This is a genomic window from Gracilibacillus suaedae (assembly GCF_017599345.1).
Lineage (GTDB): Bacteria > Bacillota > Bacilli > Bacillales > Amphibacillaceae > Gracilibacillus > Gracilibacillus suaedae.
This window is the reverse complement of record NZ_JAGFVL010000060.1, coordinates 65,581-85,971: the sequence shown is the minus strand read 5'-3', so window position 1 is coordinate 85,971 and position 20,391 is coordinate 65,581. Positions and strand designations below refer to the sequence as shown.

20 protein-coding genes are annotated in these 20,391 nt (G+C 37.4%); 11 read left to right on the top strand and 9 right to left on the bottom strand.

Features of this window, described 5'->3' with window-relative positions:
• Positions 1-3: 3 nt before the first annotated feature.
• The gene (locus J5J03_RS18260; protein WP_208591634.1) at positions 4-651 is read right to left on the bottom strand and encodes an MOSC domain-containing protein; all 648 of its coding nucleotides are present in this window, start codon (positions 649-651) and stop codon (positions 4-6) included.
• Between the two features lie 138 nt (positions 652-789).
• On the opposite strand from J5J03_RS18260, the gene J5J03_RS18255 reads away from it, so the two are divergent.
• The 3 genes from J5J03_RS18255 to J5J03_RS18245 all read left to right on the top strand — a co-directional run bounded on the left by J5J03_RS18255 (position 790) and on the right by J5J03_RS18245 (position 2,602).
• Entirely contained in the window at positions 790-924 is a 135-nt protein-coding gene (locus J5J03_RS18255; protein WP_208591632.1) for a YflJ family protein, read from the top strand.
• Positions 925-1,318: 394 nt separating this feature from the next.
• A complete protein-coding gene (gene mreBH / locus J5J03_RS18250; RefSeq protein WP_208591629.1) occupies positions 1,319-2,329 on the top strand; it encodes a rod-share determining protein MreBH in 1,011 nt (336 codons plus the stop codon).
• Between the two features lie 36 nt (positions 2,330-2,365).
• Positions 2,366-2,602, top strand: a complete 237-nt coding sequence (locus tag J5J03_RS18245) for a DUF2164 domain-containing protein (protein ID WP_208591627.1) — start codon at positions 2,366-2,368, stop codon at positions 2,600-2,602.
• Between the two features lie 39 nt (positions 2,603-2,641).
• Here the strand turns inward: J5J03_RS18245 and J5J03_RS18240 are convergent, their stop codons facing one another.
• Together J5J03_RS18240 and J5J03_RS18235 are read right to left on the bottom strand one after the other, a co-directional pair.
• Entirely contained in the window at positions 2,642-3,367 is a 726-nt protein-coding gene (locus tag J5J03_RS18240) for an anti-sigma factor (RefSeq protein ID WP_208591625.1), read from the bottom strand.
• Positions 3,367-3,927, bottom strand: a complete 561-nt coding sequence (locus J5J03_RS18235; RefSeq protein WP_208591623.1) for an RNA polymerase sigma factor — start codon at positions 3,925-3,927, stop codon at positions 3,367-3,369. The genes J5J03_RS18240 and J5J03_RS18235 overlap by 1 nt, the downstream gene beginning before the upstream one ends.
• Before the next feature lie 121 nt (positions 3,928-4,048).
• Between J5J03_RS18235 and J5J03_RS18230 the strand changes: the two genes are divergently transcribed.
• From J5J03_RS18230 to J5J03_RS18220, 3 genes are read left to right on the top strand one after another with little or no spacing between them, the layout of a single operon-like run.
• A complete protein-coding gene (locus J5J03_RS18230) occupies positions 4,049-5,209 on the top strand; it encodes a COG1470 family protein (protein WP_208591621.1) in 1,161 nt (386 codons plus the stop codon).
• Positions 5,210-5,212: 3 nt separating this feature from the next.
• The gene (locus tag J5J03_RS18225) at positions 5,213-6,175 is read left to right on the top strand and encodes an ABC transporter ATP-binding protein (RefSeq protein WP_208591619.1); all 963 of its coding nucleotides are present in this window, start codon (positions 5,213-5,215) and stop codon (positions 6,173-6,175) included.
• Between the two features lie 28 nt (positions 6,176-6,203).
• Entirely contained in the window at positions 6,204-7,190 is a 987-nt protein-coding gene (locus J5J03_RS18220; RefSeq protein WP_231710827.1) for an ABC transporter permease, read from the top strand.
• A gap of 151 nt (positions 7,191-7,341) precedes the next feature.
• On the opposite strand, the gene J5J03_RS18215 is transcribed toward J5J03_RS18220, so the two are convergent.
• The 3 genes from J5J03_RS18215 to J5J03_RS18205 all read right to left on the bottom strand — a co-directional run bounded on the left by J5J03_RS18215 (position 7,342) and on the right by J5J03_RS18205 (position 10,257).
• Positions 7,342-7,941 carry a hypothetical protein gene (locus J5J03_RS18215; RefSeq protein WP_208591615.1) on the bottom strand — a complete coding sequence of 200 codons (600 nt, stop codon included), beginning with the start codon at positions 7,939-7,941 and terminating at the stop codon, positions 7,342-7,344.
• Positions 7,942-8,000: 59 nt separating this feature from the next.
• Positions 8,001-8,453, bottom strand: a complete 453-nt coding sequence (locus J5J03_RS18210) for an immunoglobulin-like domain-containing protein (RefSeq protein WP_208591613.1) — start codon at positions 8,451-8,453, stop codon at positions 8,001-8,003.
• A gap of 187 nt (positions 8,454-8,640) precedes the next feature.
• Entirely contained in the window at positions 8,641-10,257 is a 1,617-nt protein-coding gene (locus tag J5J03_RS18205) for an RICIN domain-containing protein (RefSeq protein ID WP_208591611.1), read from the bottom strand.
• A gap of 388 nt (positions 10,258-10,645) precedes the next feature.
• Here J5J03_RS18205 and J5J03_RS18200 point away from each other — a divergent pair, with 388 nt between their 5' ends.
• A complete protein-coding gene (locus J5J03_RS18200) occupies positions 10,646-11,527 on the top strand; it encodes a DMT family transporter (protein ID WP_208591601.1) in 882 nt (293 codons plus the stop codon).
• Between the two features lie 108 nt (positions 11,528-11,635).
• Here J5J03_RS18200 and J5J03_RS18195 read toward each other — a convergent pair whose 3' ends face one another.
• On the bottom strand, positions 11,636-12,406 hold the full coding sequence (locus tag J5J03_RS18195) for a TIGR01457 family HAD-type hydrolase (protein WP_208591599.1): 771 nt from the start codon (positions 12,404-12,406) through the stop codon (positions 11,636-11,638).
• A gap of 252 nt (positions 12,407-12,658) precedes the next feature.
• On the opposite strand from J5J03_RS18195, the gene zwf reads away from it, so the two are divergent.
• From zwf to J5J03_RS18175, 4 genes are all read left to right on the top strand, one after another.
• A complete protein-coding gene (zwf, locus tag J5J03_RS18190; protein ID WP_208591597.1) occupies positions 12,659-14,140 on the top strand; it encodes a glucose-6-phosphate dehydrogenase in 1,482 nt (493 codons plus the stop codon).
• 68 nt (positions 14,141-14,208) lie between these two features.
• Positions 14,209-14,838, top strand: a complete 630-nt coding sequence (locus tag J5J03_RS18185; RefSeq protein ID WP_208591595.1) for a cyclase family protein — start codon at positions 14,209-14,211, stop codon at positions 14,836-14,838.
• Positions 14,839-15,082: 244 nt separating this feature from the next.
• Positions 15,083-15,637, top strand: a complete 555-nt coding sequence (locus J5J03_RS18180; RefSeq protein WP_208591593.1) for a tyrosine-type recombinase/integrase — start codon at positions 15,083-15,085, stop codon at positions 15,635-15,637.
• Positions 15,638-15,743: 106 nt separating this feature from the next.
• Entirely contained in the window at positions 15,744-17,207 is a 1,464-nt protein-coding gene (locus J5J03_RS18175; RefSeq protein ID WP_208591589.1) for a potassium/proton antiporter, read from the top strand.
• An 801-nt stretch (positions 17,208-18,008) separates the two neighbouring features.
• Here the strand turns inward: J5J03_RS18175 and gndA are convergent.
• Positions 18,009-19,430, bottom strand: a complete 1,422-nt coding sequence (gene gndA / locus J5J03_RS18170) for an NADP-dependent phosphogluconate dehydrogenase (protein WP_208591586.1) — start codon at positions 19,428-19,430, stop codon at positions 18,009-18,011.
• Between the two features lie 172 nt (positions 19,431-19,602).
• Positions 19,603-20,334, bottom strand: coding sequence for a Cof-type HAD-IIB family hydrolase (locus tag J5J03_RS18165; RefSeq protein WP_208591585.1), 732 nt, complete (start codon positions 20,332-20,334; stop codon positions 19,603-19,605).
• Between the last annotated feature and the right edge of the window lie 57 nt (positions 20,335-20,391).

Below are 20,391 nucleotides of genomic sequence, written 5' to 3'. Positions count from 1 at the left end.
GTATCATCCTAACTTTTCGATTCGTTTCGTTAAACTTCTTTTGACATTGGCTGCTAAAGCATCTATTTGAAGGTATTGTTCCATTCGTTCTCTATTTTTCCGGTCATGAAATAAACAATCAAATACGTCAACTGGTGTTACCTGTTGCGGATCTTCCTTCACTTTAATTAATCGGTCTGTTGGTTTTACTATTCCTTCTTGGAGCACACGGAAGTAAAATCCACTGTAGCCCGTTTTCGTTACGACAGCTGGCATCTCCTGAATACCATGAACTTTAGCTATTTTATAACACGGCTGTCTTGGCTGTGAAACTTGAATTTCTGTCTCGCCAAGCTGAAAAATGTCTCCAATATATAAATCCTGCTCTGTTAAACCATTAATTGTTATATTCTCACCAAAGGCCGGATATGAAAAACTTCGCTGATACTTATCTTCCCAATATCGATAATGAACTTTCGGATACATTAATAACGCTTTTTCTTCTCCGCCATGGTTTTTAAGGTCCGCTTGTCCATCATTCTCAAAACCTGTAACCGTTAAATAGTTGGGTTGATGCGTAGGTGTTTTCTTAAAGCCTGTATTGATTTCCTGGCCATCTAAATGATGGACAGTTGGTTTCCCCACATTTAAGGATTCGATTACATATGACACATCCAAAACTCCCTTTTCAACATACTTATTATTATTATACTAAAAATTTCTAGAAAGAATTAATAATAAACTCTTTTCAATGAATTTTACAGATGATAGAATGGCACCTGCAATATTAATGGTAAGGGGTGTTGAGTGATGCATGTAGGAAGTAAAGGCTGGTACGTAGAAAAATTGAAGGAAAAAGGTGTGCGCTATATTGAAGGTAGAAAAGTTGAAAAATTTAAAGCACATGTCCTTGCTAATTTATTAGACGAAAAAGAAAATAATTAATATATTAACAGGTCGAGCGATCGACCTGTTTTTTGTTGTGTTGCGCACAGAGACGATGGGGCTTACAAAAGTGATTGCGGACATTCGTTCCGTTATTTGTGACAAAAGAGCTCTTTTTAGGACGCACTCGGACATCTATTCCGCTATTCATTGATAATCATACTAATTCAAGCCAAAATGAACCAAATAAAGGATTCAATGTCCGCTAACACCGAAAAATGGCTGGTATTTCATCAAATAACGAACCAAATGTCCGCTCAAAAAACGTTAGCAGCAAGACAGCTTTTCTCTTGTAACAAAAATGTCAAAATCCTCCATGCCATCTACGGTCATAATTCCTTACGAAAAACAGAATAACTATAGAAAGAGATTATACTTAATTGGAGGTAACATCATGTTTTCAAATACAGAAATTGGAATAGATTTAGGAACAGCAAATATTCTTATATATACAAAAAGTAAAGGCATCATCTTAAATGAGCCATCCGTCGTTGCGGTCGATACCAGAACAAACCAAGTGGTAGCAGTCGGTAATGAAGCCAAAAATATGATCGGGAAAACACCTAGAAACATTGTCCCTATCCGTCCATTAAAAGACGGGGTCATCGCCGATTTTGATATGACGACGCAAATGCTTAAGGCTTTCTTGAAGAAAGTCAGTAAAAAGGCTGGTGTATCTACACGTAAACCAAGTGTTGTTGTTTGTACACCATCAGGAAGTACCGCTGTGGAACGAAGAGCAATTGATAATGCGGTGAAAAGCTTTGGTGCTAAAGAAGTTCACCTTATTGAAGAGCCGGTAGCAGCAGCAATTGGTGCTGATTTACCAGTAGCAGAGCCACAAGCTAGTATGATTGTAGATATTGGTGGTGGCACGAGTGAAGTAGGTATTATTTCATTTGGTGGTGTTGTTGCAAGTAGGTCTGTTCGTGTTGGCGGTGACCATATGGATGAAGAGATTATTCAATATATTAAACGTCAGCACAATGTTCTAATCGGGGAAAGTACAGCTGAAAAAGTAAAAATGGAAATCGGTTATGCACACAAGGACCATCCTGAAGAAGAAATGGATGTCAGAGGCCGTGATCTCGTAACAGGTTTACCAAAAGTAATTAGGTTACGCTCTTCTGAGGTTCATGATGCCTTTAAGGAAGTATTAGAATCCATTTTACATGCGATTACGGAGACACTTGAAAGCTGCCCACCGGAATTAAGTGGTGATATTGTCGATCAAGGTATTACGATTACTGGTGGTGGTGCATTATTAAGAGGAATGCAGCAATGGCTATCCAACGAAATCAATGATGTACCTGTACACCTTGCTGATAATCCATTGGAATCTGTGGCAGTTGGTACAGGACGTTCCTTACAAATGATTCAGAAATTGCAAAAAGCAGTTAAATAGTCTGGTATAATGAGGAAAAACGAAAGGAGTTTTTCCATGCAGACACCTTTTTCCTTACCAAAAGAAAAACGGGATGAAATGATTATTGCGATCCAGGATTATTTTGCTGCTGAACGGCAGGAAGAATTGGGCAATTTAGAGGCCGGATTCATACTAGATTTTTTCATGGTAGAGATGGCACCTTTCTTTTATAACCAAGGAGTGAAAGACGCACATCAGTTTTTAAGTGAGAAATTAGAAGATGTGTTTGAGATTGAGAAAGTCAAAAAATAGTTAGCTTCTGTTCACGAGAATTTTATCTCGTGAACAGACTTATTTTTCAATATCTACATAGAATGTTTCTGGTCCTGTTGGTTGATGGCTGCCTCCCGGTGGTTCGACGCTTCCTTTCATAAAGCGGAAATCTGATAAGTCTTCTACTCGATATAACACCCGGGCTGATCCATTTTCAACCATAATAAGATCACCGTTAATGTTTCCATTCTTATCGATTATCCAAATCTGATAATCATTATTATAAAAATTGGTTAACCCTTCCATCTCTAATAAAATTTCCTGTGTTTGCGGGTTAATCCAGACCATTCCTTCCATATCAGCGAAATCTTCATAGGGCTTAATCGGCTGACTGTCGACAACCGGATTATTCATAAACACTTGATCACTTATGATATCTTGATTTTGATATACTTCATAATCAGGTTCCACCGTCTGCTTTATTTTCAAAAAGTCTGACAAACTAAAGAACAGAATCACTACAATCATTACACCGGCTAATCCGAACAAAGGCGTTTTCCATTTGACCTGTCGTTGCTTAGGAGATCGATCCGCAAGTAGTGATTGATCAATTTTTTCCTTTAACTGGGCTGAAGGTTGAAGATCTTCATCTATTTCTAATGTTTCCTGCCAAAAAGCTAATGTATGCTGACACTTCACACAACCATCTACATGACGTTGAATGTCTTGAGCTTCTGATTCTGATAGCTGATCTTCCAGATAATCAACTAACTTTTCTTCCGATATATGTTTATCCTTCACCATTACTTGTCACCTCCACCAGAACCGATCCAACGCAATAATGATTTTTGTTTTTTTAAATTTTGTAAACCATAACGAATCGATGATTTCACTGAACCTAGTGGACGATTGGTTTTTAAGGCAATCTCTTTTTGAGTGAATTGGTCATAATACATATGATAAATGGCCTGTTGCTGTGGTAAAGGAAGCTTAAGAAGTGCTGCCCGCAGTATATCTTTCTCCATTTTCTCTATTACAAATTGATCTGCTGCCGGACTGGCATTGGTAATGATATCTTCCAGCTTATCGGCTAACACCTCAGGTTTTTTCCGTAACCTGTCGATCGCTCTCGATCTAGTTTTCACCGCAACCCAGGCTTTAATACTGCCTCTGGAAGCTTGATATTGATCACACCTTTGATAGATTTCAATAAATACTTCCTGAGTAATATCTTCTGCTTCCGGGCGATTCGCTAACACTTTATACGCAATTTGAAAAATATATTGATGATATCGTTGATAGAATTCGTCAAATGCCTCTTGATTACCTGCACGCATGTGTTCCAACAACAAATAATCATCCACATGTACTGCCCCTTCCCTTTTTAATTTCTATTTTACAAATTTTTTTGAAAATGACAAATCCAAAATCTTTTTTCCTCCGTATCACTTGATGAATAACCAATAAACATAAGGGGGAATTAAAATGCTTCGCAAAAAATTAGCGCTCTCGTTAACTATTTTATTAGGCTTATTACTTTTCACTCCGCTTAGCAGCGTGTTTGCTGCTGGTGGTCTAACGTTGTACACACCTTACACAGGACTATCTGTTACACCTGGTGAAACATTAACGTATGATGTCACGGTTATTAATGACAATTCTTCCATTCAGAATGTGTCTTTTGATGTGAATGGTCTGCCGGAGGGATGGGATTATGCAATCACAGCCGGCGGGAATGATATTAGTCAACTCTCGATCCGTGGAAATAATGAGCAGGATCTTTCTCTAGAAGTAACGGTTCCGCTTGAAATCGAAAAAGATGCTTACTCGTTCGAACTCGTCGCTGATGGTGAAGGTGATGCTTATGCAGAATTACCATTTGTCACAAGGGTTACAGAGGAAGGAACGTTTAATTCTGAGTTTAGTTCTGATCAACCGAATATGGAAGGACATGCGGATGCCACCTTCTCTTATTCTGCCACATTACGTAACCGGACAGCAGATGAACAGACCTATGCTTTATCAGCGGGAACAGGTGAAGGCTGGGGAGTTCAATTTCAAGCTGATGGTAACAATGTAACTTCTGTAACATTGGAACCGAACGGATCAAAGGATATCACAGTCGAAGTAACGCCTCCAACAGATGTGAAAGCAGATACCTATGAAATACCAGTTCGTGCCACCAATAGTTCAACATCATCTGACCTTACACTGGAGGCGGTTATTACCGGCTCTTATGAAATAGCTGTATCCACACCTGATGGAAACTTAAGTGCAGATGTTACAGCAGGAAACAATCGAACCATTGATCTCGTGGTAGAGAATACCGGAACTGCAACACTAAATGATATTTCCATTTCTGCCTCCACTCCGCCAAATTGGGAATCTGAATTTGACGAGAGCTCCATTGCGACGTTGAAGGCGGGTGAATCGAAAACAGTGAAGGCAACATTAACAGCTCCAGATGATGCCATTGCCGGTGATTATGTCACTACCTTTACAGCAGAAACATCTGAAGCTTCTTCTGACGCGGATTTCCGTGTATCCGTCGAAACATCGACGTTATGGGGAATTATTAGTGTATTAATCATCTTAGCAGTAGTAGGCGGACTATACTTGATTATTAGAAAATACGGGAGGAGATAATCAATGGTTGAACCGATTATTCAACTCGATCGTATCTCCAAAAAATATGATCAACAATATGCAGTCAATGAGCTGACATTATCAATTGAAAAAGGAGAAATATTTGGTCTGTTAGGTCCTAACGGTGCAGGAAAGTCAACTACTATTCTGATGATGTTAGGATTAAGTGAACCGACAAGCGGTAGTGTCAAAGTATGTGGAATGAACTCAACAACCAATCCACTCGCTGTTAAGAAAAGAGTCGGTTATTTACCTGATGATCTTGGTTTTTATGAACATATGACAGGCTATGAAAATTTACTTTTCACTGCTAGTTTAAACGCCATTCCTCGTACTATCGCAGAAGAACGGGCAAGGGATTTATTAGCAAAAGTCGGGCTTAAAGAATCAGGCGACAAAAAGGCTGGCAAATATTCACGTGGTATGCGCCAGCGCTTGGGCTTGGCTGATGTATTAATGAAAAATCCTGAAGTTATCATTCTAGATGAACCTACACTCGGTATTGATCCTGAAGGTGTTCGCGAATTACTTGCATTAATTAAACGGCTAAACCGAGAGGAAGGAATTACGGTACTTCTTTCCTCTCACCAGCTCCATCAGGTGCAACAAATTTGTGATCGTGTTGGTATTTTTGTTAAAGGAAAATTACTTGCGGAAGGTAATGTTGAAGGTTTAGCGAAACAATTATTTTTGGAAGATTCATTTGTTATCTATGCCAAGGCTAATCCAGTTGATAACAAATTAAATGAACAATTACAGGATATAGACGGAGTTAATCGAGTTGTGGAAACCGATGAACAATTAGAAATCTATGCCGAAACAGATATTTCTTCTGCAGTAGCTAGAACCGTTGTAGAAGCTGGCTCTGATTTATATTACATCAGAAAGAAAAATTATGGTTTAGATGAAATCTATCATCGTTATTTTGAAGGGAGTGGCGCAGATGGTAAAGCTTCAAGCGCTTAAAAAGTGGATACCTGACATAAGCTTAGATATGCGGTCAAACAATAATGACAATCTCCAAGCATTTAAAGCACTTGTTCGTAAGGAGTTTACCGATTATATTACTAGCTGGCGTATCATCATTATGCTAGCTTTAATTGTGCTGACTTGTGTTGGTTCTCTCTATACTGCAATTACTTCGATTCAGGATGCAATAGATACCAATGAGGATGCCAAAGAAATCGCCAAAAGCTCCTTTCTTTTCTTAAAATTATTTACGATTTCTGATGGTACGTTACCATCTTTTATTACCTTTGTTTCTTTTTTAGGTCCACTTCTAGGGATTGCACTTGGCTTTGATGCGATTAATTCTGAACGTAACAAAGGAACATTGAGCCGGCTTATTTCACAGCCTATCCCTCGTGACTATGTACTAAATGCAAAGTTTACAGCAGCCTTATTGATAAATACGGTACTTTTTGTCGCGTTAGGATTTATGGTAATGGCACTTGGGATCTTGATCCTTGGCATTCCTCCGACTGGCGAGGAATTTTTGCGGATTCTTTGCTTTCTTGTTTTATGTATTGCCTATATTGCCTTTTGGCTAAATCTAGGAATTCTTTTTTCGGTTCGCTTTAAACAACCAGCAACTTCTGCATTAGCAGCGATTGCTATCTGGATTTTCTTTAACATTTTTTATCAGATGATTGTGGAATTGTTATCGAAGTCGATTTTAAATCCCGAAAGCATCGCAAGCACGGCTGATGCTATTAGCAGACAGGGTATAGTCCTTAATCTAATGAGGCTTTCACCAAACTACCTGTTCACGGAATCAACGACAACACTTTTGTCACCGTCAGTTCGGAGTCTTGGACCATTAACCGTTGAACAAACAACAGGAGCAATTGCCGGACCATTGCCATTAAGTCAAAGCTTAATGTTAATTTGGCCACAACTAACAGGACTAATCGCCGCAACATTGATCTGTTTTGCGATTTCCTATTTATTGTTTATGCGCCAGGAGATTAGATCAAAATAAAACAGTGTACGGTTAAAACCAGTGAGCGATCATACTCACTGGTTTTTTATCGGGCACTTTTTTAATAATATCGGGCGCTTTCCATGTTTTATCGGGCACTTTTTTGATGATATCGGGCACTTATCGTAGTATATCGGGCACTTTTTTTAATTTATCGGGCACTTTCACTAGATTCTTCTACTTTTACCTTTAATAATAATACCAAATCACTTTGTTCTATCATTCTGTTTACTACCTCTTCATCTTGTAGATCCATTGTGTGGAGCGCATTTCTATTGGTTTCTCTATAACCAGCAAGCAGTTTGATTTCTCCTAGCTTTAACTCTACTTCGTCATCACCAATGGCATAATCCCATGTAGTACCAGTTTTTTCTTCTCCCAAGATTATCGATCGCTGTACATTTGCTCCAGGTGAATAAAGATGAGCTATTGTATCTTCTGTGTCAGACTCTATCATTCCGAAACCTACATTACCTTCTTCCACTTTATTTGGACTGTCATAGTAGGATAATTCTATTAACGGTTTATCGTCTTTTTCACCATCTTCATATTTTTCTACCCAAAGAGTTACACTCCTCTGATCTGCATCTGGTAAATAAAAGTTAAAATCGAATATATTCCCTAAATTTAAGTCAGTAAATGTGTTCTCATATTCCGAATCTGCATTCACCGAAATAGTAGGTACCTCAGATTGATCGTTAGAACAACTAGCACAAACCCCAAGCAATATAATGAACATCATCATTTTCAAAAATTGAATTGTAACCCCTCCGTCATAAAAAGAATATACGTTTCTATTATTTCTCTTAGTTATTCGATTTCAAATTCTGTTGCTAAAGTTATTTCCTCGCTTATTGGTTTTACTACTCGATATTTTCCGGGAGAAAGATTATGTTTTAAATGATTAGTGGCAATGGTTTGGGTATATGATTCATTTGGTTTTACCATAATGCCGATCGTTTGAATTTCTGTATCATCTTTAAACGGCATTTGATACCAGGAGCCGTCTATGTATCTTTCCATATAATATATAAGACCGAAATTTAAATTAGAAGCACTATTGTTCGTTATCTCTAGTGTTATCTGGTCCACTTTTTTTGAATATTTATTTTTATCTAGTTTCATTTCATAATTGTCTTGTTCAATTATTTCACCATAATCAGACTTTAGTAAATCATCTGTTAAATCCTTGTTACAACCCGTTAGTAAAATCAATACGAACAATAATATATAAACTAAACTTTGAACATATTTAACTTTCATCATAAACTCCTTTGGGTTAGCTATTCCATTTATTATAACATCATATTTACTATTCACCTCCCTTAAACATCGAGTGATTTGCACCTTACTAAATTCTTTCTCCCCTTCTTTTTTCATTTTTACAATTACTAAAATATACAAAATAGCTAACCACTTTTGAGATTAGTGATTAGCTATTTTCTGTTTACTAGTTTACCTGTTCAATATTCCATTGCTGATTAGCACCTTTATTATCACTCCACTGGATCACGTTCCCTCCATCTTCACTTGACTTTGCTTCTACTTCAAGTGCTTTCCCACTATTACGATTAATAAATCTTAAGTAGCCATCACGATTTTGAATAATTGACCATTGTTGATTTATCCCATTTAAGTTCGACCACTGTACTATGTTTGCTCCGTTAGCAGTTGAGAAATCATAGACGTCTAGCGCCTTCCCACTATTTTGATTTATAATATTGTAATACCCATCACCATTCCGAGCAATTGACCAATTCTGGCACGAACAACCATTTGCACTCCATTGTTGAATATTTGCTCCATCACTTGTACTTGCATTAGTCACTTCTAAAAGCTTCCCACTATTTCTATTTACTATTTGATAAGAAGAATTAGAATCAAAGGATTCTGAATTAAATTTGCTATTTCCTGAAATCGTATTGTTACTCCCAGCCTCATTGCTTACTAACGCGCCATCTGTATCTATCTTATTGTTAGTGATTTCGTTATAATCAGAATCACCTGTAAGGCGAATTCCTGGATTGTTGTAACCTGAATGGGTTGACATCAAATTATCTGAGATCGTATTACTACTTCCAGGAGCAAGGCGTATCATTGATTCAGGATTTAGTGACGTGTTATTTTGGACAATCGTATTATTAGTAAAGGTATTGTCATTAGCCTGAATTAAAATGCCATGAATTCTTGAATCAATAACCGTGTTTCCAGTTATTGTATTATTATTCGCACCTGTTAAAACAAAAATTCCTCTTGGATAACTTTGAATCACGTTATCTTCTACTATATTGTATGCCCCACCATTAGGTATCCTAATCCCGCCATAGCTATCTTGCTGTTGTTGGGTATTTATTACTTGGTTGCTTCTAACAGTTGTATAAGTAGCACGTGATAAATTAATTCCACTCCCACCCGTTGAATTCGTGATTAAGTTGTTAGTGATTTCTACATTAGTAAATTCACCAACCGGATAGTTTTCATCTCCTGTTGCAATCGAGTGACCACTTGTTTGGTCAAACACACTATTCGTAATAACAGAATCTCTCATTCTTCTTAATATGGCACCATTTGTAGCATCTTTAATTTCGATCCCGTCTAATCTTAAATTACTAACCTCTGCATCAATATTCATTCCACCTACTTGACTTAGTCCCTGCGAAGATCGATTCGCTCTGTCAGCATCAAATGTTATATCTGAAACGGTTACATTTAAGTTAACGGAATTGGAATGTAGAATAGGATTTCCTACTACATAATTAGCACGGGTACCCATTTTTTTAATGATAGTTTGTCCTCTTCCATCACCAACCAAGTTAACTCCCGCATGGAAACGAAGTGCTTCATCTACATAATAGGTACCAGCCGGAATATAAACGGTTCCTTCTTCACCTTGGTCATAGAAATAGCGCATAGCGTCGTGAAGTGCTTCTGTTTGAGATGAATTATCCCCTGGCGTTACACCAAAATCAGTTGCGTTTACAGTTTCCGCGTGAACACTAATGTTAACAAATCCGATTGACAATATGCTTATTAACACCAAAAAACTTATCATTTTACAAAATTTCAATGTTAACAGCTCCTTTATTTAATTTTCTAATATGTCACAAAATTATAGAAGTTAATTTTCAACTGTTTCATTCAATAAGTAACGATACTACTTACAAACAATAAGTCAGTAGAAGTTTTTTCAGAATTGTTGAGGTAGTGTTTAAGATTAGCAAAAAGAGGACATAGAGTACGATTTTAAATTCTTATCAATTCACCTACTTTCTATAAGGTATTATTTTGAATTTAGCACATGTTATTTTCTCCATCAATAAGACATTTTTGCCGAAATAGTACATTATTGCCTAACTCCAACTTATGATATTTATCGGCGGTATTCCAATGATATTAGGAACTCCCTTCCTTCTCCTATCAAAAAATGTTATGCTCCTTCTGTTGGAGGTGAAAACATGAAGGCTTATCTTCTTTTAATATTAGCAGCGATTTTTTATGCAGGTAATCTAATTGTCGGGAAGCCTGTTGCACAGGAAATACCTCCGATTACATTGTCTTTGTTCCGCTATCTTATTGCATTGGTAATTATTTTCCCGTTTGGTTATCGGGAGTGGAAAAATAATAAGGAATTATGGAAAAAGGAATGGAAAGCGATTCTCGCATTATCTGCTACAGGACTTGTATTATTTAATATTTTCATATATTTAGCATTAAACTATACTACATCAATCAATGCTGGGATTGTCGAGGCAACCGCCCCCATTTTCACTTTAATTCTTACCTTTTTACTATTTAATGAACGTTTCTCACAAAAGCAATTGATTGGCGTATTGATTTCCTTATTTGGTGTCTTTTTTGTGATTACCAAAGGTTCATTAGAAGTTATTATGAGTTTACAATTTAATAGTGGGGATCTGATTATGATTCTTGCCATGATTACGTGGGCGTTTTATTCCATCTTTATCAAACAACATACCTGGAAATTCCCTACTTATGGTGCTCTACTTGTTATGACAGTTGTCGCTATTATCATGTTCTTCCCATTAATGACAATCGAAATCGATCAAATCCAAACAATCAACTGGTCGTGGGAGGTTATCTCTGGTCTCTTCTATTTGGGGATATTTCCTTCACTTGTGGCATTGATTGCTTATAACAAAGGGATTGCAGCAATCGGACCATCACGAGCAGCTGTCTTTCTTAATCTCATCCCTGTCTTTACGATGATCGGTGCCGTGATCTTTTTAGGGGAACAGCTTACCTGGATTCAACTTATCGGAGCGTTATTCGTTATCTTTGGAGTCCTAATCACAAATCGAGTGAAAGAAAACAAATGAGCCGTCGCTACAACGGCTCATTCTTTTTATCACGGTGCTAAATATCTGTTAGCCTCTCACTCGAAGCTTCATGTAACACAAGGATGGGTTAAAATCCCAGTCTCATTTTTATTCATCAAACGTCCATTCTGCTAAGCTATCAATAGTAAATGTTGGCTGTTTTTCAATTGATTTGAGATCTTCTTTTGTAGTTACACCGGTATGTACTAGCAACGAATCAATCCCTGCGTTAATCCCTGCCAGAATATCTGTCGCATAATTATCGCCAACCATTAAGGTCTCATCTTTTGCAGTACCCAAAACTTCAAGCGCCTGGTCAACAATAATCGACTCTGGTTTCCCAATAAATTTAGGCTCGACACCTGTCGTCACCGATAATACAGAAATTAATGAACCAGCACCAGGTAAAAATCCTCGTTCTGTTGGCAGTGCTACATCACCATTTGTTGCTACAAATTTTGCACCTGCACGGATATTAAGCGCACCTTTAGCTAATTTCTCATAATTAATTGTGCGGTCCAATCCCATTACAACAAAATCTGCCCCTTCCTCAACGATTTCCAAGCCACACTCTTCTAGGGCCATATGTAGTCCTTCTTCACCAATTGGATAGACCTTCGTATCTGCTTTTTGATCTTTTAGATAGCTTGCGGTTGCCATACTCGTTGTAAAAACGTGCTCTGTCGTACTCGGCACTCCCATATTCACTAATTTTTCCGATACATCACTCGGATGTTTCGTCGAATTATTCGTTAAAAAAAGATATGGTAAACCTCTATGGTCTAGCTCCTTAACAAAATCAATCGCTTCGATTATTTTTTCTGTTCCTTTATAGACTGTCCCATCAAGATCGATTAAAAATCCTTTATATTTTTGCATGATATCCTCCTGAATTTTTTGAAAATTCCATGTATTTCATTTGTCATTTTCACAATACATGATAGTATATATTTATGACAATAAAGACTTAGCAGTTATTTGTATGTTATCATGTTAAATAATTTAACAGAAGTATTTAACATGATAAAATATTTAAGTATGCTGTTACTTTAGTGAATTACATAGTTAAGCATATCGTGACACATATGCGCTTAACTCGTAAATAAACAAGTAGAAAGGTAGTTAAAGTTAATGACAACGAATAACCCAAAAGCAGTAATTGTGATTTTTGGTGCAACAGGGGATCTAGCAAACAGAAAACTTTATCCTTCCATTTACAGACTTTACCGAAATGGAAAGTTATCCGATAACTTTGCCGTAATTGGTGTTGCAAGACGTCCATGGACAAATGACGTATTCCGTGACAAAGTAAAAGAATCAATCGATAATTTTGATGATCCTCATATTGACAAAGATGAATTCGCAAGTCACTTCCACTACAATCCATTTGATATCCAAGACCTTGAACATTATCAAGAATTGGAAGCATTAATTAACGAATTAGATGCTAAGCATGAAACAAATGGTAATCGCCTATTCTATTTCTCTATGGCGCCTAATTTCTTCGGAACACTTGCAGCGAACCTTAAGTCAGAAGGTTTAACAACAACACAAGGATGGACTCGTCTTGTTATCGAAAAACCGTTTGGTCATGATTATCAATCAGCAAAAGAGCTAAATGACCAAATTCGTGAAGCATTTACAGAGGATCAAATTTACCGTATTGACCATTACCTTGGTAAAGAAATGGTCCAAAATATCGAAGTGATCCGTTTTGCCAATGCCTTATTTGAACCATTATGGAATAATCAGTATATTTCTAATATCCAAATCACATCAAGTGAAGTTCTAGGTGTAGAAGAGCGTGGACGTTATTATGATGGTGCAGGCGCATTAAAAGATATGGTGCAAAACCATATGTTGCAAATGCTTGCGCTGATTGCAATGGATCCACCAATTAAATTAACACCTGAAGAAATTCGCGGCGAAAAAGTAAAAGTATTACGTGCTTTACGTAAGTTAAATGAAAACGAAGTGGATGATTACTTTGTTCGCGGTCAATATGACAAAGGGATTGTAAATGGCGAGGAATTACCGGCATACCGTGAAGGTAACGGTGTAGATCCTGAGTCTAATACCGATACTTTTGTTGCAGCGAAATTAATGATCGATAACTTCCGTTGGGCAGGGGTTCCATTCTACATTCGCACAGGAAAACGGATGAAACGTAAATCAACGGAAATCGTAGTAGAATTTAAAGATTTACCAATGAACCTATACTATGATAAAGAACATGAAACCAAATCAAACCTTTTAGTGATTCATGTACAGCCTGATGAAGGGATTACGTTACATGTTAATGCGAAGAAAGGCGACTATAATGCGTCTTCTACACCAATCACATTAAGCTATGATAATAACTCAGAAGATAAAATGAATACACCGGAAGCTTATGAGACGTTATTACATGACTGTATGCGCGGTGATTCTACTAACTTTACCCACTGGGATGAGGTTGCATTATCATGGCAGTTTGTTGATGTAATAGCAAGCGCATGGTCGAAGAAAAAAGCAGACTTCCCTAATTATACATCAGGATCAAATGGCCCAGAAGAAGCAGACCTTCTATTAAATAAAGATGGTTTCGAATGGTGGGACGTTAAGTCTGAATAAAAATTCAAAGCAATCAATCAATGCAACGTTGGTTGATTGCTTTTTCATATCAATGAGGAGGGATTTAGATGAAATTTTATGATATCTCGATGGATGTCTACCCTAACATGCAAGTCTGGGAGGATATAGAAAGTAATAAACCCGTTTTCGATAGACAAACAAGTGGTCATGTTACCGCAACTACCGCTACACTTGGATTGCACACTGGCACCCATATCGATGCACCATTACACATGATTAATAATGCCGATACCTTTGAAACGATCCAATTAGAACGACTTGTACGAAAAGTGAAAGTGCTCGATTTGGAAGACAGTAAAGATGGGATTACTCGATCAGATTTGGAAGCGCATACGATTGAACAGGGTGATTTCCTTTTATGTAAAACGAAAAATTCCTATTATTCTAGTGAGCATTTTGACTTTAACTTTATATATTTAAAAGAAGATGGTGCAGATTACTTAGTGGAAAAAGAAATTGAAGGTATCGGTATTGATACATTAGGAATTGAGCGAAGCCAAGACGGTAATCCCACTCATCGAAAATTGTTTCGTGATGACATCATTATAGTGGAGGGTCTGCGATTAAAAGATATTGAACCTGGGGAGTATTTTATGGTAGCAGCACCTTTAAAATTAGTTGGAACCGAAGCAGCGCCAGCGAGAGTGTTGCTGTTTGATCAATGGCCAAATGCTTAATTTTAGCTTGGAGGTTCTTACGGACACTTGATGCTAATTTGATACATTTTGGTCCGTAAGATCGATTTTTACGGACAATTCTATCTGATATAGTCTTTCTCTGTCCGTTAGATCCGTTCTTGCGGACAGTTTTTCATGTACTTTCAATTAGTTGTCCGTAAAGTACTTATTGATGCAAATTATTTTATATGTTACATAACCCGTGATATAATTTATATTAAGTAACCTAAATGGAGCGATGATAATGGAATTTGTAATGCCTATCAAGGATGTAAATCATATTAAAAAATTAAAAGCCTATCTAAAAAAACGCTCTTTTCGTGACTACCTGTTATTTGTATTTGAAATTAATACAGGTCTTCGTATCAACGAACTATTAGCAATTAAAGTGGAACAAGTGTGGGATGGTAAAACACCAAGGGAATTTATTCAATCCACCAGTGATAAAACTTCCTCTATTTATTTAAACACAAAAATCCGTTCTGCTATAAAGCAATATATGCTCCATTCCACTCTATCTTCTGAAGACTACTTATTTATAACGAAAAATGGAACGTCCCCTATTACACGTCAGCAGGCATACCGTATCATCAATAAGGCGGCACGAGAAATTGGCATTGATGATAAGATAGGAACCCATACATTACGAAAAACATTCGGTTATCACGCATATAAAAAAGGAATAGCTATCTCGCTCATAAGGGATATTTATGGTCATTCCTCTACATCAGAAACACTTCACTATATTGGAATGGATAAAAAAGAGTCTACAACGATTAAAGTAGATGTAAATTTATAAAATAAGACTATGATCAAGGTGTTAGCGTCTGTTACTCCACTTAGATTTCTGATGTGTGTGGTCTTACAGACAATTACATTGTGATAAACAAAAAGGGGAATTGCCTATGATAGGTGACTTATTTACGACAGAATACTTTATTTTAACGATAGGGTTATTGTTTATTATTGGCGTTATAACGACTAAATTCTCCAGTAGAATTGGCGTACCTGTGCTAATACTATACATTGCTATTGGTATGCTATTTGGCAGTGATGGCCTTAATTTTATTTATTTTAGTGATTATAACCTTACCCAACTAATTGGGATGTTAGCACTTGTTATTATCCTATTTGAAGGTGGTCTTCAGACAGAATGGAAGAATATCCGCCCAGTAATTGGTCCCTCTATCTCATTAGCGACATTAGGAGTGCTAATTACCTCAGTAGTAGTTGCAATTGCTGCGAAATTCATTCTGGATGTCACTTGGTTAGAAGGCTTTTTGTTTGGTGCAATCGTTGGTTCCACTGATGCAGCAGCAGTTTTTGCTGTTCTAAAAGGTCAAAATATTAAGCAAAGAATTGGATCGACATTAGAAGCTGAGTCAGGGTCTAATGATCCGATGGCGATGATCCTAACTATATCTTTCATCGAATTGATCACGAATGAACAAGCATCTTACTTTTCTCTAATCGGTACGTTTTTTTGGCAAATGTTAGTTGGTGTTTTAATCGGTCTTCTAATGGGATTTATAGCAGTTTATTCCATCAATAAAATAAATCTAGATTCAAGTGGATTATACCCGGTATTTGGCCTGGCATTTGCGTTATTAACATTTAGTTTTTCTGATCTTATACAGGCTAGTGGCCTATTAGCTGTCTATGTATTAGCCGTGTATATTGGAAATGCAGAAATAGCTTATCGCCATTCGATTTTCCGTTTTAATGAAGGGATTGCATGGATTGCACAAATTCTGATGTTTACGATATTAGGACTTCTTGTTTTTCCAAATGATTTATTTTCATTCGATATTATTTGGCAAGGACTAGTTATTTCCCTAATCTTAATTTTATTGGCTCGCCCTATTGCTGTTTTTATCAGTACGATAAAGCAAAGTTATAGTTTCAAAGAAAAGATCTTTCTATCGTGGGCAGGTTTAAAGGGTGCAGTTCCTATCGTATTAGCCACCTTCCCGATGGTAGCAGAATTAGATAATGGACAGCTATTTTTTAATGTTGTATTCTTCGTTGTCCTACTATCCGCTTTAATCCAAGGTTCTACGATCTCAATTGTTGCTGAAAAACTCGGATTATCTGGACGCAGTCGTGCGGAACCGATGCACAGCATAGAGCTCATTTCGATTGGAAAAGCAAATGCAGAAATGGTTGAATATGAGGTGCGTGACGAAGTAAATTTGGTAGGTGAACAATTAGTAGATATTGATTTTCCTCAAGATGCTTTAATAAGTGCAATTATAAGAAATAATGAATTGGTTGCCCCAACTGGTGACACCACCATAAAAAAAGGTGATATTCTATTTATTTTAGTATCTAAAAAGAACAAGACACAATTGAAGAAATTATTAAGGTAAGAAAAGCGCAGAGCGCCCGTCTAGAAACGTAGCGGATGGAACGAATCAACTGAGATAAAGGAATCACGGTGAGTTTACGAACCAATGATGACTTTCACCTAAAGGCATAAGTGCGACTAAGCCTCTGGTTTCACCAATCGGCAAGTCTTCTTTATCGTAGGGCAATTCGTGAAGTCGCCTAGTTTCTGGGCGCTCGGAGCTAGACATCTGCGCAAAATTTATACTTTCCTATCTTACAAGTCTTACAAGAAAAACTAGGAAAGCCCAAAGTAGTTATTTTGACATAAATAATAGGCGTAACAACCGCTCCGGCTGCCCCTTTCCCTTTCCGTGGGGTTTGTCCTTCAGCTAACTTTTTTGAGCAAAACTCGCTCAAAAAAGTGGATCTTCAGGTCAAACGATTCCCACAGGAGTGGAAGGGGGCGGCCTACGCTATTATCAGGCTCTACAACGCTAGCATGAAGTAACACAGCTGCTTTTATACTCATGGATAGCGGTCCATTGTAAAAAAAGCAACCTATTACTTATCACAATAGTTGTTGCATCTCTTATAGCGGAGACTAATTACGTAGACTCCTGCGGGAATAGCGCGAGCCGAAAATCCACTTTGCAAAGTGTTTTTCTTTGCAAAGTTAGTTGAGGCCGTGCCCGCGGAAAGCGAAGTAATTAGTCGGAGCGTTTTCAACCACCAAAAAATATGTCAAAATAACTACTTCGTTAAACACGGTCATCGAGCTGATTATATACTTTCTTACCTTTTAAGAAAAACCTCTTGCTTTTAAGCAAGAGGTTTTCTCAATATTAATCTTCTAACCACTCTGTATGGAACACGCCTTCTTTGTCGTTACGTTGATACGTATGAGCACCGAAGTAGTCGCGTTGTGCTTGTAGTAAGTTTGCTGGCAATGTTTCTGTACGATAGCTGTCATAGTAAGCTAATGCACTTGCAAAGCCTGGTACTGGAATACCACGTTCCATTGCGATAGAAAGTACTTTACGTAGTGATGTTTGATAGCTTTCCACGATCTCTTTGAAATACGGATCAAGTAGTAAGTTCGCAAGTCCTGGATCACGATCATATGCTTCTTTAATTTTTTGCAGGAATTGTGCACGAATGATACATCCACCACGGAAGATCATCGAGATATCACCATAGCGCAAGTTCCAGTCATTTTCTTCAGAAGCTGCACGCATTTGCGCGAAACCTTGTGCATAAGAAACAATTTTACTCATATAAAGTGCTTTACGGATTGCTTCAATAAGCTCATCTTTGTCACCTTCATATGGCTTGTCTCCAGCTGACGGACCTTGTAATACTTTGCTTGCTGCCACACGTTCTTCTTTCATGGCAGAGATGAAACGTGCAAAAACAGATTCAGTGATCACCGGTAATGGTACACCTAAGTCTAGAGAGCTTTGACTTGTCCATTTACCTGTACCTTTTTGACCAGCGGTATCAAGGATCACATCTACCATTGGTTTACCTGTCTCTTTATCTTTCTTCTTGAAGATATCTGTGGTAATTTCAATAAGGTAACTGTCTAATTCCCCTTTGTTCCATTCGCCAAATACTTCATGTAATTCTTCCGCACTTAATCCAAGTACATGCTTCATAATGAAGTATGCTTCACAAATTAACTGCATATCGCCATACTCGATACCGTTGTGTACCATTTTGACATAATGACCAGCACCATTTGGTCCGATGTACGTTACACAAGGATCACCGTTAACTTTTGCAGATATTGCTTCAAAAATTGGTGCTACTTTATCATAAGCTTCTTTTTGTCCTCCTGGCATAATAGAAGGTCCTTTAAGTGCTCCTTCTTCCCCACCAGATACACCAGTTCCAATAAAGTGGATACCGGACTCGTCTAACTCTGCGTTACGACGCATAGTATCTTTAAAGAATGTATTACCACCATCGATTAAGATATCTCCTTCATCTAGAAGTGGTTTTAATGAAGCAATCGTTGCATCTGTTGCCGGGCCTGCTTGTACCATCAACATGATCTTACGAGGTTTTTCTAAAGAATCTACAAATTCTTCGATCGTTTCTGCTCCAACAAAGTTTTTACCTTTTGCTTCATTATTTAAAAAGTCTTCTGTTTTTTGATAAGTTCTGTTAAATACTGCTACAGTGTAACCTCTGCTTTCCACGTTAAGCGCAAGGTTTTTACCCATAACAGCAAGACCTATCACACCAAATTGTTGTTTTGCCATTCTCTTATTCGCTCCTTTTTTTGTCACTATGTATTATTCCATTGTCTATTTTAGCATGAAATCGAATATTACTGTAGTGATCTGAAAAATTCACTCCATATAATAAGTTATTATATTGACACACCCTCTGCAAGTATTAGCTATTAATTTTCTGAAAATTTATACATTAAACTTACAGTACCCATTTCTCAATAGCTCTTGCTACACCGTCTTGATCGTTTGCTGCCGTTTCTGAGTCAGCCACTTTTTTAACTTCTTCCTGGGCATTTCCCATTGCAATTCCTAACCCTGCTTGTTTGATCATTTTAATATCATTCAAACTGTCACCCATCGCCATTACTTGCGACATATTAATTCCTAACCGCTCACATACGACTTCAATTGCTGCTGCTTTATTAACACCAATAGCATTCACTTCAATATTTGTCGGACTGGAATTACTTAATTCAATTTCTTCCCAGCTTTCAATTGTCTCCATGATCTTCCCTTTTGTTTGCGGATCTTTTGTATCAAATCCAAATTTTAACCACTCATGTGCTAAAATATCCTCTGGTACTTCTCCACGCCATATTTGATCTGTTGAAGAAAGCCATGCCCATGTTTGATGTTCTTCTTTTAATGCTACAAGCTTCTCAATGACTCGTGCATCAAGCGTTTGACGGGCAATCAATTCTCCAGTCATTGTCCAGATTTCACTACCATTTACCGTTATCAGATAATGGATATCCAATTCTTTTGCAATATCAGAGCTTGTTTGATAATGTCTTCCTGTAGAAATAATCACTTCTACACCTTTTTCCCGTGCTTTTTTAATTGCTTCTTTGTTCGTTTCCGAGACTCGATGGTCATTGCCTAACAAGGTTCCATCCATATCTAGAGCAATAAGTTGTATATCCTTTTTCATTTGTAAGCTCCTCTCATCGTGCATTCTCTTCTATTTTATGCGATGCTGTATAATTTA

What these genes read in the sequence shown, in the direction of transcription:
- J5J03_RS18255 (WP_208591632.1), top strand. Translation starts at nt 790, where the DNA reads ATGCATGTAGGAAGTAAAGGCTGGTACGTAGAAAAATTGAAGGAAAAA.
- J5J03_RS18185 (WP_208591595.1), top strand. Translation starts at nt 14,209, where the DNA reads ATGAAATTTTATGATATCTCGATGGATGTCTACCCTAACATGCAAGTC.
- gndA (WP_208591586.1), bottom strand. Translation starts at nt 19,430, where the DNA reads ATGGCAAAACAACAATTTGGTGTGATAGGTCTTGCTGTTATGGGTAAA.
- J5J03_RS18230 (WP_208591621.1), top strand. Translation starts at nt 4,049, where the DNA reads ATGCTTCGCAAAAAATTAGCGCTCTCGTTAACTATTTTATTAGGCTTA.
- J5J03_RS18245 (WP_208591627.1), top strand. Translation starts at nt 2,366, where the DNA reads ATGCAGACACCTTTTTCCTTACCAAAAGAAAAACGGGATGAAATGATT.
- J5J03_RS18165 (WP_208591585.1), bottom strand. Translation starts at nt 20,334, where the DNA reads ATGAAAAAGGATATACAACTTATTGCTCTAGATATGGATGGAACCTTG.
- J5J03_RS18210 (WP_208591613.1), bottom strand. Translation starts at nt 8,453, where the DNA reads ATGAAAGTTAAATATGTTCAAAGTTTAGTTTATATATTATTGTTCGTA.
- J5J03_RS18200 (WP_208591601.1), top strand. Translation starts at nt 10,646, where the DNA reads ATGAAGGCTTATCTTCTTTTAATATTAGCAGCGATTTTTTATGCAGGT.
- J5J03_RS18225 (WP_208591619.1), top strand. Translation starts at nt 5,213, where the DNA reads ATGGTTGAACCGATTATTCAACTCGATCGTATCTCCAAAAAATATGAT.
- zwf (WP_208591597.1), top strand. Translation starts at nt 12,659, where the DNA reads ATGACAACGAATAACCCAAAAGCAGTAATTGTGATTTTTGGTGCAACA.
- J5J03_RS18240 (WP_208591625.1), bottom strand. Translation starts at nt 3,367, where the DNA reads ATGGTGAAGGATAAACATATATCGGAAGAAAAGTTAGTTGATTATCTG.
- J5J03_RS18175 (WP_208591589.1), top strand. Translation starts at nt 15,744, where the DNA reads ATGATAGGTGACTTATTTACGACAGAATACTTTATTTTAACGATAGGG.
- J5J03_RS18195 (WP_208591599.1), bottom strand. Translation starts at nt 12,406, where the DNA reads ATGCAAAAATATAAAGGATTTTTAATCGATCTTGATGGGACAGTCTAT.
- mreBH (WP_208591629.1), top strand. Translation starts at nt 1,319, where the DNA reads ATGTTTTCAAATACAGAAATTGGAATAGATTTAGGAACAGCAAATATT.
- J5J03_RS18180 (WP_208591593.1), top strand. Translation starts at nt 15,083, where the DNA reads ATGGAATTTGTAATGCCTATCAAGGATGTAAATCATATTAAAAAATTA.
- J5J03_RS18220 (WP_231710827.1), top strand. Translation starts at nt 6,204, where the DNA reads ATGCGGTCAAACAATAATGACAATCTCCAAGCATTTAAAGCACTTGTT.